General features: G+C 60.0%; 11 protein-coding genes. 5 read left to right on the top strand and 6 right to left on the bottom strand.

Annotation, left to right across the window (positions count from 1 at the left end; all coding sequences use genetic code 11):
• Positions 1-82 precede the first annotated feature (82 nt).
• From JNX03_RS02970 to JNX03_RS02950, 5 genes are all read left to right on the top strand, one after another.
• On the top strand, positions 83-1276 hold the full coding sequence (locus JNX03_RS02970; RefSeq protein WP_203210972.1) for a phosphoglycerate kinase: 1194 nt from the start codon (positions 83-85) through the stop codon (positions 1274-1276).
• A 155-nt stretch (positions 1277-1431) separates the two neighbouring features.
• Positions 1432-1731 (top strand): FtsB family cell division protein, encoded by a 300-nt coding sequence (locus tag JNX03_RS02965; RefSeq protein ID WP_025048324.1) that lies wholly within the window; start codon positions 1432-1434, stop codon positions 1729-1731.
• 154 nt (positions 1732-1885) lie between these two features.
• Positions 1886-2896 (top strand): pyruvate dehydrogenase (acetyl-transferring) E1 component subunit alpha, encoded by a 1011-nt coding sequence (gene pdhA, locus JNX03_RS02960; protein WP_203210971.1) that lies wholly within the window; start codon positions 1886-1888, stop codon positions 2894-2896.
• A gap of 3 nt (positions 2897-2899) precedes the next feature.
• A complete protein-coding gene (locus JNX03_RS02955) occupies positions 2900-4279 on the top strand; it encodes a pyruvate dehydrogenase complex E1 component subunit beta (RefSeq protein ID WP_203210970.1) in 1380 nt (459 codons plus the stop codon).
• An 11-nt stretch (positions 4280-4290) separates the two neighbouring features.
• Entirely contained in the window at positions 4291-5604 is a 1314-nt protein-coding gene (locus JNX03_RS02950; protein ID WP_203210969.1) for a pyruvate dehydrogenase complex dihydrolipoamide acetyltransferase, read from the top strand.
• Positions 5605-5747: 143 nt separating this feature from the next.
• Here the strand turns inward: JNX03_RS02950 and cysE are convergent, their stop codons facing one another.
• The 6 genes from cysE to JNX03_RS02920 form a co-directional block, all read right to left on the bottom strand.
• Positions 5748-6557 carry a serine O-acetyltransferase gene (cysE, locus tag JNX03_RS02945; protein ID WP_203210968.1) on the bottom strand — a complete coding sequence of 270 codons (810 nt, stop codon included), beginning with the start codon at positions 6555-6557 and terminating at the stop codon, positions 5748-5750.
• Between the two features lie 104 nt (positions 6558-6661).
• Positions 6662-6955: a hypothetical protein gene (locus tag JNX03_RS02940; protein WP_203210967.1), complete on the bottom strand. Its 294-nt coding sequence runs from the start codon at positions 6953-6955 to the stop codon at positions 6662-6664.
• Positions 6955-10884: a baseplate multidomain protein megatron gene (locus tag JNX03_RS02935; RefSeq protein WP_203210966.1), complete on the bottom strand. Its 3930-nt coding sequence runs from the start codon at positions 10882-10884 to the stop codon at positions 6955-6957. The genes JNX03_RS02940 and JNX03_RS02935 overlap by 1 nt, the downstream gene beginning before the upstream one ends.
• Positions 10884-11330 (bottom strand): NlpC/P60 family protein, encoded by a 447-nt coding sequence (locus JNX03_RS02930; protein WP_203210965.1) that lies wholly within the window; start codon positions 11328-11330, stop codon positions 10884-10886. The genes JNX03_RS02935 and JNX03_RS02930 overlap by 1 nt, the downstream gene beginning before the upstream one ends.
• Positions 11327-12214: a DUF2163 domain-containing protein gene (locus JNX03_RS02925; RefSeq protein WP_203210964.1), complete on the bottom strand. Its 888-nt coding sequence runs from the start codon at positions 12212-12214 to the stop codon at positions 11327-11329. The genes JNX03_RS02930 and JNX03_RS02925 overlap by 4 nt, the downstream gene beginning before the upstream one ends.
• The gene (locus tag JNX03_RS02920) at positions 12214-12846 is read right to left on the bottom strand and encodes a DUF2460 domain-containing protein (RefSeq protein WP_203210963.1); all 633 of its coding nucleotides are present in this window, start codon (positions 12844-12846) and stop codon (positions 12214-12216) included. Before JNX03_RS02920 ends, JNX03_RS02925 begins: the two co-directional genes overlap by 1 nt.
• Positions 12847-12852 lie beyond the last annotated feature (6 nt).

Raw genomic sequence — 12852 nt, 5'->3', positions numbered from 1 at the left:
AGCGCAATTGCCAAGCTGCTGCATTGACCTGAGGCCCCAGAAAGGCAAAACACGGGGCCAAACCAAAGGACAGGAGTATCACATGGGCTGGAAATCGCTGGATGACATGGAATTGTCAGGCAAACGGGTGCTGGTGCGGGTGGATATCAATGTTCCGGTGGAAAATGGCGTGGTCACAGATGCCACGCGGATTGAACGTATCGTTCCGACAATCACCGATATTCTGGCCAAAGGCGGCAAACCGATGCTGATCGCCCACTTTGGCCGCCCCAAGGGCCGCGTGAACCTTGAGATGAGCCTTGCGCAGGTGCTGCCCGCGTTGAACGATGCGCTAGGCCGCAAGGTTGTATTGATCGAAACGCTGGAAGGTGCGGAGAACCTGACGGCAGAGGCCGACGCGGCAGATGTGCTGCTTTTGGAGAACATTCGCTTTTACCCCGGTGAAGAGGCCAATGATCACGACTTTGCCCGCCGCCTGTCCGGCCTTGGCGATGTCTATTGCAACGACGCCTTTTCCGCCGCTCACCGCGCACATGCCTCGACCGAGGCGCTGGCGCGACTGCTGCCTGCCTGCGCGGGCCGGTTGATGCAGGCCGAGCTCAGCGCGCTTGAGGCCGCCCTTGCCACGCCAGAGCGCCCGGTTGGCGCTGTTGTGGGCGGGGCGAAAGTCTCCACCAAGATCGAACTGCTGGAAAATCTCGTGAATCGCCTTGATGTGCTGGTGATCGGCGGCGGCATGGCCAACACCTTTCTCGCCGCCCTCGGCGCGGATTTGGGCGCGTCTTTGCAGGAGCCAGATTTTTTCGACACCGCCAAAGACATCATGGCGCAGGCCGATAAGGCCGGGTGCCGGGTGATCCTGCCTGTTGATGGGCTGGTTGCGCGGGAATTTGCGGCAGGTGCCGATCACGAAGTTGTTCAGCTTGGCCCCGACGCCAAACTTGACGCAGATCAGATGGTTCTGGACGCAGGGCCAGACAGCATCGCAGTGACCGCTGCCGCCTTTGAAGGGCTGAAAACCCTGATCTGGAACGGCCCCATGGGCGCATTCGAGATTGCACCTTTTGATACCGCAACCGTTGCCGCCGCCAAAACCGCCGCGCGGCAGACCCGCGATGGCGCGTTGATTTCCGTGGCTGGTGGCGGTGACACCGTTGCCGCGCTGAACCAGGCGGGTGCCGCGGAGGATTTCACCTATATCTCCACCGCGGGCGGCGCGTTTCTGGAATGGATGGAAGGCAAGGAATTGCCGGGGGTTGCGGCGCTTTCCGCCTGAAAACGGGAAGGCTTCACCCGAAACGGGTAAAAAGGCCACGCTGCGGGCAATTCGGAAAATTTACCTGAACAATAGGGCACGGGGGGATTCACACGGCGAATCACCTGTGTCATATTGCCTTTACGTCCATCAAGAGACGATTTGAGGCAGATAGAATGACCCGCACCGCACGCCCGGCCTTTGGCACGCTGTTCTTTTTCGCCATCGCTTTCGCGTTGAGCCTGTATTTCACCTTTGCCGCTGTGCAGGGTGACTTTGGCCTCTTCCGCCGGGCGGAAATCCTCGCCGAAACGCAGGATCTTCGGGCACAGCTGGATGGGGTACGCGCCGATGTGGCGAGGATGGAAAACCTGACCAAACGTATGTCAGATGATTACCTCGACCTTGATCTTTTGGACGAACAGGCCCGTAAGGTGCTTGGTATGATCCGCTCAGACGAGATTGTAATCCGCTAAAATCAACGATTTGACCACATTTGGGTGGTTTTTGGGTGTGACTTCTTGCCCCAACGTCAAATCTCACTACCATTATGTTCTCGAATCCATTAGAAGATAGTTTAACGCTAAACTATCTGCGGACATCTGATCTGCGCAGACGGAGGACATGCCCATGGCAGCGAAGAAACCTAGTAAGAAACCCAATGTCTCAGCGGAGGAGCTCAAAGCATACTATCGTGACATGCTTTTGATCCGCCGATTTGAAGAAAAGGCCGGTCAATTATACGGCATGGGTTTGATCGGTGGTTTCTGCCACCTCTATATCGGCCAGGAGGCCGTTGTGGTTGGCCTTGAGGCCGCCGCAGAGGAAGGCGACAAGCGCATCACATCCTACCGCGATCACGGTCACATGCTGGCCTGCGGCATGGACCCCAACGGCGTGATGGCCGAGCTGACGGGCCGCGAGGGTGGCTATTCCAAGGGCAAGGGTGGCTCCATGCACATGTTCTCGAAAGAGAAGCATTTCTACGGCGGCCACGGTATCGTCGCAGCGCAGGTGCCCCTGGGCGCGGGCCTCGCCTTTGCCGACAAATACAAGGAAAATGGCCGTGTCACTTTCACCTACTTCGGTGATGGCGCGGCAAACCAGGGTCAGGTTTATGAAACCTTCAACATGGCCGCCCTGTGGAAATTGCCCTGTATCTTCGTGATCGAAAACAACCAATACGCCATGGGCACCTCGCAGCAACGCTCCACCTCCTCTGCCGAGATATACGAGCGCGGCAAGGCGTTCGGCATCCCCGGTCAAGCTGTGGACGGCATGGATGTTCTGGCCGTCAAAGAGGCTGGTGAAAAGGCCGTTGCGCACTGCCGCTCAGGCGAAGGGCCCTACATCCTTGAGGTCAAAACCTACCGCTATCGCGGCCACTCCATGTCCGACCCCGCGAAATACCGGACCCGCGAAGAGGTCCAGAAAATGCGCGAAGAACGTGATCCGATCGAAGCTGTGCGCGCCTTGCTGCTGACCGGCAAACACGCCACCGAGGACGATCTCAAATCCATCGACAAAGAGATCAAGGCCATCGTGAACGAAAGCGCGGAATTTGCCAAAGACAGCCCCGAGCCAGCGCTTGAGGAACTTTGGACAGATATTTACGCAACAGAAATCCCGCAGGAGGCTTGATAGATGGCTACTGAAATTCTCATGCCCGCCCTCTCGCCCACCATGGAAGAAGGCACGCTGGCCAAATGGCTGGTCAAGGAAGGCGATACCGTGTCGTCCGGCGATATCCTTGCCGAGATCGAAACCGACAAGGCCACCATGGAATTTGAAGCCGTGGACGAAGGCACCATCGGCAAGATCCTGATCGAAGAAGGCACCGAAGGGGTCAAGGTCAACACCGCGATTGCCGTGCTTCTCGAAGATGGCGAAAGCGTTGAAGACATCGACAGCGCCGCATCTGCCCCTGCGCCTCAAGCCAAGGCCGAAGCCCCGGCAGAGGCCGCGCCCGCCCCTGCCGCCGCGCAATCCGCGCCCGAAGCGCCCAAAGTGGACCTGACACCGGATTGGCCGGAAGGCACGCCGATGAAACAACAAACCGTCCGCGAAGCCCTGCGCGACGGCATGTCCGAAGAGATGCGCCGCGATGAAAATGTATTCCTGATGGGCGAAGAGGTGGCCGAATACCAAGGCGCTTATAAAATCTCCCAAGGAATGCTGGACGAGTTTGGCAAAAAGCGTGTGATCGACACCCCGATCACCGAACACGGGTTTGCCGGAATCGCCACAGGCGCAGCCTTTGGCGGTCTGCGTCCCATTGTCGAATTCATGACCTTCAACTTCGCCATGCAGGCGATTGACCATATCATCAACTCCGCCGCCAAGACGCTCTATATGTCCGGCGGCCAGATGGGTGCGCCCATGGTCTTCCGCGGCCCCAATGGCGCGGCGGCCCGCGTCGGCGCCCAGCACAGCCAGGACTACGCCGCATGGTACATGCAGGTGCCCGGCCTCAAGGTCGCGATGCCCTATTCGGCCTCGGACTACAAAGGTCTGATGAAGACCGCGATCCGCGACCCCAACCCGGTGATCTTCCTCGAAAACGAGATCCTCTATGGCCGCAGCTTTGATGTGCCGGACATCGACGATCACACCGTGCCATTCGGCAAGGCCCGCATTTGGCGGGAAGGCAAGGACGTAACCATCGTCAGTTTTGGCATCGGTATGAGCTACGCATTGGAAGCGGCCGAGAAACTGGCCGAAGAGGGTATCGACGCCGAGGTCATCGACCTGCGCACCCTGCGCCCGATGGACACCCCCGCGATCATCAATTCCGTGATGAAAACCAACCGCTTGGTCACCGTCGAAGAAGGCTGGCCGCAGGGTTCTGTCGGCAGCTACATCTCCTCCGTGGTGATGCAGGAGGCGTTTGATTACCTCGACGCACCGGTGATCAACTGCACCGGCAAGGACGTGCCCATGCCCTATGCCGCCAACCTTGAAAAACACGCACTGGTGACCACCGAAGAGGTCATCGCAGCCGTGAAAAAAGTAACCTACAAATAAGGAGCGGCCCGATGCCCACAGAAATCCTCATGCCCGCCCTGTCCCCCACCATGGAAGAAGGCACGCTGGCCAAATGGCTCGTTAAGGAAGGCGATACCGTCTCCTCCGGCGATCTGCTGGCCGAGATCGAAACCGACAAAGCCACCATGGAATTCGAAGCCGTGGACGAAGGTGTCATCGGCCAGATCCTGATCCCCGAAGGCAGCGAAGGCGTCAAGGTAAACACCGCCATCGCGGTTCTGCTCGAAGACGGAGAAAGCGCCGATGACATCGGCTCCGCCGCTCCTGCCCCCAAGGCAGAGGCCGAACCCTCCGCAACGCCTGATGCCGCGCCTGCCGCAACCGCCGCTCCCGCTGCAGCGGCACCCGCCCCCGCCGCCCCCAAAGGCGCCGATGGCACGCGCATCTTTGCCTCCCCGCTGGCCCGGCGCATCGCCGCGAACAAGGGGCTGGATCTGGCCAATGTCACCGGCAGCGGCCCCCATGGCCGCATCGTCAAGTCCGACGTTGAAGGGCTTTCCGCCTCTGATGCTCCAGCGGCCAAACCTGCTGCAGACGCCGCCGCACCGGCAGCGCCAGCCGCCGCCGCGCAAGGCCCGTCCACGGACGCCGTGCTGAAGATCTACGAAGGCCGCGAATTCGAAGAGGTCAAACTCGACGGAATGCGCAAGACGATCGCCGCCCGCCTGACCGAAGCCAAACAAAGCATCCCGCATTTCTATCTGCGCCGCGATATCCAACTGGATGCGTTGATGAATTTCCGCGCCGATCTGAACAAACAGCTTGAGCCGCGCGGCATCAAACTGTCGGTCAACGATTTCATCATCAAGGCCTGCGCTCTGGCCCTGCAACAGGTGCCCGAGGCCAATTCGGTCTGGGCCGGTGATCGCACGTTGCGGCTCAAGCCATCGGACGTGGCAGTCGCAGTCGCCATCGAAGGTGGCCTGTTCACCCCGGTCCTGAAAGACGCCGAGATGAAATCGCTTTCGGCCCTCTCAGCGGAAATGAAAGACCTCGCTGCCCGTGCCCGGGATCGCAAACTCGCCCCCCATGAATATCAAGGCGGCAGCTTTGCCATATCCAACTTGGGCATGTTCGGCATCGAAAACTTTGACGCGGTGATCAACCCGCCCCACGGCGCCATCCTTGCGGTTGGCGCTGGCGTCAAGAAACCCATCGTCGGCAAAGACGGCGAAATGGCCGTGGCCACCGTGATGTCCGTGACGCTGTCTGTAGATCACAGGGTGATTGACGGTGCGCTGGGGGCCAATCTTCTCAACGCAATCAAAGACAATCTCGAAGCGCCGATGACCATGCTGGCCTGATCCCTTTTTGGCCCCAAATACTCGCGGGGAGCATGAGGGGCCGCCAGCCCCTCATCGCCAGCCCGCAGGGATGGCATAAATCAAACAAAAAGCCGGGGTTTCCCCGGCTTTTTCAATTCTTAATACGGCGTTCGGACAGGTAATCAGTCCTGCGGTCCCAGCATGTGGTTCATCGACACCGCCGGTTGATCACAGCCCGCCTCGCCCACAATCCGCGCCGGAATTCCCGCAACGGTCTTGCACGGCGGCACAGCCTCCAACACCACAGACCCTGCCGCAATGCGGCTGCAATGGCCCACAGTGATATTGCCCAAAACCTTGGCACCGGCTCCGATCAGAACACCATCTTCAATCTTCGGATGCCGGTCCTCTTCTTCCTTGCCCGTCCCGCCCAGAGTGACCGAATGCAACATCGACACATTGTCTCCAACCACGGCAGTTTCGCCGATCACGATGGAATGGGCATGGTCTATCATGATGCCGCGCCCGATTTTCGCCGCCGGATGAATATCAACGCCAAAGATCTCGCTCACCCTCATCTGCACAAAATAGGCGAGGTCGCGCTTGCCTTTTTGCCAAAGGTGATGCCCGACGCGGTAGGCCTGCACCGCCTGATAGCCTTTGAAGTACAAAATCGGCTGAAGCAATCTGTGGCACGCCGGGTCGCGTTCATAGATCGCCACCAGATCGGCCCGCCCGGCCTGAATAAGCTCGGGGTTCTCGGCATAGGCTTCTTCAACCATCTCGCGCACAACCATCATCGACATTTCATTCGACGAAAGCTTGGCCGCGATCCGGTAAGACAGAGCCTTTTCGATAGACTGGTGGTGCAGAATACAGGCATGCACAAACCCGCCAATCAGGGGCTCGTCCGACACAGCTTGCTGTGCCTCTTTCTGGATCTGGTCCCAAACAGGGTCCATAGGTGCAATTTTTGTGCGCAGTTCAGCCATAATATCCGTCCTTTGTTGGCTCTACCCTAGCCCATGCAACATCTGATGCCCAAACGCAAATCTGTGATGTGGCACATAAAATCATGTGGTCATGAAAGTTCTACTTACAAGTTTTTTGTTGCCCGAAAGCGGCTCAACGCGGTCAGAACCACCAGGCAACACTTTGCATAATCGCGATCATCAAAACTGCGCTCGGCGGCCAAGGCGTGTTTTTGTGCCGCCGCCAACAGCGTCCCATTGCCCCATTCGGGATGATCGCGGCGCAGCCGGCGCGTATATTTGTCCGCATGGCTGGCCTGCACAATCAATGCCGTGGCAAAGCTTTCCCGGCGATCAGGTCTTGCCGCCATCACCGCCCGCGCCGCAGCAGTCACATCCGACCAAAGCACGCGGCGCATTATGCAGAAACCACCACCGCCGCGAAAAGCCCTGCCCCGTAGGTCGCCGAGATTTGCGCCACCTGAACATCAAAGGGGCGCACCGCCCCATCCGCGGACTGTGCAGCGGCTGAATAGGTCCAATTTGGCTGAGCTACGATCTCTTGGCGCAATGTCGCGCCGTTCTTGCGCACCTGCACCAGATAGGATTCGCTTTCTTCGCCCAGTGGCACTTCTGCCGCTTCCCAGCCATCCCCCCCTATCCGAGTGCGCCTGATCCATTCCAGTCGGGCGTCGCCGCCCATCTGCAAATCAACGCGCAGATGGCAGGGGCTGAAGGGGCGCAGCCCGTTGCCGTCAAATGCGACCTCCACATGCCGATACGACGGATCATCATATCCACGCCCCGCCGGTCCGATCCGGAAATGTTGCGCAACGCGGCGCAGGTTCGGGCTCAGCTCAATCTGTTTTGGGATACCGTCGAGCAGGACAAAAACCGACCCTTCCGGCCAAACCTCCGGCATCAGCGCATCAGACCCCGCCTGCCCCCGCAGCCGTCCGCGCAGCCAATAGGTGTCCTGCCCGATCAACTCTGCCTCGGCGAACTGGAAGATCTCCCAATTGCCGGGCGTACCATCCCCAATCGCCGCCGTATTTGCCCCGCTAAGAAGGGCTTGCGCCTGCACAGTCTCCAGTTGCCCAGAGATCAGCTTGACCTCCAAGACCGGCCCATGATCCATCACCCCGGCACAGGCTGCGGGCAGCGCCGTCTTGGTTATGCCGATGGTGGCGCGGGCATGGATCAGGCTGTTTAGCGTATAATCGGCATCCACGCCCGACTGGAACACCGCCGCCGCCCCCGGCCAGGGATCCGCCGTGATGGCGATATGTGGCGCATGGGGCACTTCATCGCCACGCAACAATGGCAGGTCCAGAAAGTGCGAGATCACCGGAACCGGCGCAACAAATGGCTTGATTGGGACGGGACCCTCACTCAGGTCAGCGGTGTCATAAACCTGCGGCTCAATGCGCACAGCATCCACCAGTTGTGTCAGGGATTGTTCAACCCGATCAATGCGGTATCGCCCCGCGCCTTCATTGCCCTGACCGGGCAGTTCGATCACATCACCCGCGCCCAGATCCATCCGCGACGGCGGCAACGCAAGGCGCAAGGTCTCCCGCGCCACCCGCGCTTCGGTCAGCCAACGCTCTGCAATCTGGCGCCCTTCACTGCGCGTCAGGGACATGTTCATTTCCGACCCCGTGACCGCATGGGTCGCCTCATCGGCCAGAACGGCCTCCTCCGCGATCACATCAAAATCGGCATCCGCCTGCACAAAACGCAAACGCACCCGCCCGGACACTTCGGCCTCGGCCTCACGGCTTTGCTCTGTTACACCGTCCAGCTCATCGCTCACCGCCAATCGACCCACATCGATCGCCTCCGGGGTCAACCCATCGCGGGACCGGAACACCAAAGCGCCTTCCCGTTCAACCGCGTCAAATCCGTATCGGATCATCAATGGCTGCAACGCGGCACGGGCATCGCCGACCTGCTCCACCGCATAGCCGCGCAAGTAACCGTAAAGCCCTTCGGTGCTAAAGGCCGTCAACCCCGCCCGCTCGCAGATCTCCCGCACCACTGAGGCCAAGCTGCGCGACGAGGTGCGCCCATTGATCCAATGCCCCCGCGCATAATTTTCGCCATCGCTCCAGCGTTCGATATCATTCGGGAAAAACGGATAGGGCCTGCTGTCCCAGGCCCAAACAAAGGCCCGCGACATATCCAGCATCCGGCCCTCATATTCCGAAGACAGCGGATTGTTGTCAGGCTCTGTCCAATATTCCGACATCGCCCGCAGATATTGCATCTGGATCAGCTCATCCCGCGCCCCGTTGGAAAACCGGGGAAGCAAGCTTTCAGAGCTTTTGCGATCAAGGAACTTGTTGGGTTGGTTCGCCCCTTTGTCCACCGCGCCGCAGCCGTATTCGGTGAACCAGATCGGCTTTGATTTCGGCAACCAACTGGTCGGGCTCGCTGCGCGCACCCCGCCAATCCGGTCGTGGTGCGTGTTCTCCCACCAGCCGCGCAAATCCTTGTAACGATGCACCCAAGGTTCGCCATAATCCCCATCGGTGATATCCGTGCGGATCTGCGCTGCGCGGGCGGTCTCGGAATGATAATACCAATCGAAACCTTCTCCGCCCTCAATGTTGGACTTCAGGTAATCAAGATCATAGATCGCATCCCAATCCAGCCCATCCAGATGTCCCTCCTCATCGCGCCAATCGGCCAAAGGCATGTAGTTGTCGATGCCAATGAAATCGATATTCGGATCCGCCCACAAAGGGTCAAGATGAAAGAAACGGTCGCCCGATCCATCCTGCGGCGCGTATCCAAAATATTCAGACCAGTCCGCCGCATAGCTCAGCTTGGTATCTGGCCCCAAAAGGCTGCGCACCTCCGCCGCCAGGCTGCGCAAATGCGCCACTGCCGGAAAGCTGTTTCCCGGCCCCCTGATCTGCGTCAGACCGCGCATCTCTGATCCGATGCAGAATGCCTCAACACCGCCTGCCGCAAGGCACAGCGCCGCATTGTGCAGGATAAACCGGTTCATCCCCCATTCTGCAGGGCCGCTATAGATCACGGCCCCGTCTTCCACCGTAAAATCCGCCGCTGTCGCCGCTCCAAAGAAGGCATCGACCTCGGAAACCGCCTGTGCCGTGCCATCAGGGCTGCCCGGCCGCCCCGGTGCCTCAGACAGGGTGATCCGCCCGCGCCACGGCAGATCAGGCTGAAACCCGTTGTCGCTATAGGGGTCTGGCAACTCGTTGCCCTTGAATGGGTCCATCAGGATAAAGGGGTAATACATCACCGCCTTTCCCGCCGCGTTCAGCGCCTGAATGGCCTCGATGACCGAAGCATCAGTGGGCGTGCCGCCATAAACCGGACGCCCGTCGTCCTGCACGATCACCTGCGCTGCCGACCGGTCAATCCCGCCTGAGGTCCAGGGCATTTCCGGGCTGTCCACTTCAAGCTGCTCAACCTTTGGCCGCACTGTGCACGCCCCGCACCGCAGATCATCGCCGAACCAGGACACAACCAGCGACGCCGCTTGAAGGTTTGGCAGTTCTTCAGTGACGGCATTCACACATTGGGCAAAGTCCGGCTCTGCCGCCGGAGTAGAGACATTGGCGCTTTGCAGCACCCCATCACCCAGGTCGTAGTTCACAGGCGAGGTTGCCAGTTCATATTCCCCCGTGCCGGGGATAATCGCGACGCCGCGCACGCCGAACGCAGGGGTATGTTCCCAGCCCGGTGCGCCCGGCTGCTCGGGGCGGATCACCTCAAAGGAAAACTGCGGTATCCGGTTGCCAAACTGGCCCAAGGGCAGATCTTCCATAACCACATAGGCCGTTCCGCGATAGGCAGGCACCCGGCCCGCGCCCTCGATTGCCTCCATGACAGGATCCGGCAACTGGTCTGCCGTGCCATGATAAACCCGCATGTTCAGATCCTTTGGCGCAACCTCTTCGCCATCCGCCCAGACCCGGCCAATGCGGGTGATCTCACCTTCGCAAATACCAATCGCAAGACTGACCGCATAACTGTACTCGGACACTTCCGGCGAAGGGCTGCTGCCCTTACCGCCCCCCGACACTGAGACAGTTTCGATGAAGTCAGACGCCCAGATCACATGCCCCCCCATGCGCATCCGGCCGTAAACCTGCGCAATCGCTGCACCCTCTCCGGCGTTGGTCAGGCGAAAGCGATCCACCTTGCCAGTCTCGACCGCTTCACCGCCCTGACCCAGCAGGCGCTGATCCACCACCCGTCCCAGTGTTGCGCCGACCGCACGGCCGATTGCCACGGATGACAGCCCCGCAAATGTGCCCCCGATAGAACCGCCAAGCGCAGCGCCGGCTGCGGAAAATAACAATGTCGCCATCACAAGGCTCCTTGAGGAAATTCAAACCGCGCGACAATGCGCCTGCGCCATGGACCTGCAAGCGGGCTTTCGGTCACGCCATGCCGCGCATAGGCATGTATAAAACGCGCGTCCGCCCCAGTTTCGGATTGCAGCCCCAGATGTTTTGCCACCGATCCCTGCCGCATCCGGAACAACACGACATCACCGCGCGCTGCATCCCCCAAGGGTTTGGCTCGCAAATGCCGCAGCGCCGCCGCCCAAAGCCGCTCTTCACCTTGCGGCTCGGACCAATCCATCGAATAGGCAGGCACCGCTTCGGGTTCTGCACCAAATTGCTCGCGCCAAATGCCCCGGATCAGCCCCAAACAATCACACCCCGCCCCCTTGGCCGCTGCCTGGTGCACATAAGGCGTGCCAATCCAGTCTCTTGCAGCGTGAACCACCTGATCGCCCTGAACTGTCATCGCCGCGACCCTCCGGTGTTGGCCCCTTTGGATTTCGGCACCGCAACCACCCAATCCTCACTCGGAATATCGGGGAACCCCTGAAAGTTGATCAGATTGTCGAATTTGAGCCGGCAAATCTCCAATCGCTTGTCACAACCCGCAATCAGCCGCACAGTGTCGCCGGGTGCCAGCACAGCACGCAAAGGCTCCCACAGATCAATCACCCGATTGCCGTCCTTGGTCCGGTCATGTTTGATCACCGACCAAAGCCCCGCCGCGGCGCCATCCAGTGCCTCAAGGCGGCCCCGCTCGAACCACCCCTCGCCGTAACCTTCGAAGGCATCCCAGATCAGCCTGCGACGATCCTCGATCTGCTCCACCGCACGGGTCTCGCGATAGCCCGGTTGGCTGAGATCAAACCGGCAATTCTTATCGCCCAGAACCGCGGTGCAAGGCTTTTGATAGACCCGCCCCATTGGCCGGTTCAACGCCTCGGTCAACCCGCGCAACTCGGCCCGAAATGCACCATCAATGCGCCGCAACTCACCAATGCTGCCCGAGAACTTCAGCATCCGGTGATCCGGATCCTGCCAGTTCACCAACCATGCCTTGACCGCAGCCCCGTCAAAACGGCCTTGTTCGATCTCATCCTCGCGGATGGATGCATGGCTCAACGCACCCAGCGCCTCGGTGTTGTCCACGGCCAACCCTGTGGTCTGGGCAATCGCCCGTGCGCTCAGCCCCGCATCAGCCTCAAACACGAACCCCTCGAACGCCAAAGGCATATCGTGATCGGTAAAGGCAAACGTCTTGCCATCCGCCCGCTCAATCGCCCAGGCGTGGCACAGCGTGGTCAACCCGCCTGCCAGATGGTCCAACACCCCCTGCCTTGCCCCGCCCATCAGATCCGCACCTCGATCACGGGAACATTGGGCACCTGACCGGCCTGAAAGCTGGCCACCGACGTCAGGATCCGGTCTGTGTCAAACCGCACCGGCACGTCAAACTCATAGCCGGCCAGTATCTCCATCCCCGGATCAGGCGGATGGGCAAAACGCACCATGCCCGTGACCAGATCCACCTCATAGTCCACGCCCTCTTGCAGGCTGTCCTGCTCAACCCCGACACGCACCGTGCCAGAGACCGGTTTCTTGATCGGACGGGCATAGCTTTGTGCGCCGGACCTGTAGGTCTTGATCAGCTGAAAATCGACCGTTTCGCCATTCCCGAAGCCGATGGTCTGGTCATCAAAAGCCACCTCAGCCGATCCCGCGCCAGACTTGTAATCCGCCCAGTCTTTCCAGCGAAATCCATGCATTTGTCCCATCCGGGCCTCGAAGAACCCGATGAGCACCTGCAGATCATCAATCGACCGCATGCCAAGCCCGGCATCATAGACCCGCCGCGAATGCGCCCAGGGGGTGTTGCGCTCTTCGAATCCATTGGCAAGCGTGACCACATCGGTGCGCCGCTGCGGCCCACCCACGGACCCAAAACTGAGGCTGGCCGGAAATCTGATTTCGTGAAATGTCATGGCTGT

The sequence above is a fragment of the Sulfitobacter mediterraneus genome, from assembly GCF_016801775.1.
Lineage (GTDB): Bacteria > Pseudomonadota > Alphaproteobacteria > Rhodobacterales > Rhodobacteraceae > Sulfitobacter > Sulfitobacter mediterraneus_A.
This window is presented reverse-complemented; position numbering and strand designations above follow the sequence as displayed.

Bases quoted from the DNA above. Each gene is read 5' to 3' on its own strand.
- JNX03_RS02970 (WP_203210972.1), top strand. From the start codon at position 83: ATGGGCTGGAAATCGCTGGATGACATGGAATTGTCAGGCAAACGGGTG.
- JNX03_RS02965 (WP_025048324.1), top strand. From the start codon at position 1,432: ATGACCCGCACCGCACGCCCGGCCTTTGGCACGCTGTTCTTTTTCGCC.
- pdhA (WP_203210971.1), top strand. From the start codon at position 1,886: ATGGCAGCGAAGAAACCTAGTAAGAAACCCAATGTCTCAGCGGAGGAG.
- JNX03_RS02955 (WP_203210970.1), top strand. From the start codon at position 2,900: ATGGCTACTGAAATTCTCATGCCCGCCCTCTCGCCCACCATGGAAGAA.
- JNX03_RS02950 (WP_203210969.1), top strand. From the start codon at position 4,291: ATGCCCACAGAAATCCTCATGCCCGCCCTGTCCCCCACCATGGAAGAA.
- cysE (WP_203210968.1), bottom strand. From the start codon at position 6,557: ATGGCTGAACTGCGCACAAAAATTGCACCTATGGACCCTGTTTGGGAC.
- JNX03_RS02940 (WP_203210967.1), bottom strand. From the start codon at position 6,955: ATGCGCCGCGTGCTTTGGTCGGATGTGACTGCTGCGGCGCGGGCGGTG.
- JNX03_RS02935 (WP_203210966.1), bottom strand. From the start codon at position 10,884: ATGGCGACATTGTTATTTTCCGCAGCCGGCGCTGCGCTTGGCGGTTCT.
- JNX03_RS02930 (WP_203210965.1), bottom strand. From the start codon at position 11,330: ATGACAGTTCAGGGCGATCAGGTGGTTCACGCTGCAAGAGACTGGATT.
- JNX03_RS02925 (WP_203210964.1), bottom strand. From the start codon at position 12,214: ATGGGCGGGGCAAGGCAGGGGGTGTTGGACCATCTGGCAGGCGGGTTG.
- JNX03_RS02920 (WP_203210963.1), bottom strand. From the start codon at position 12,846: ATGACATTTCACGAAATCAGATTTCCGGCCAGCCTCAGTTTTGGGTCC.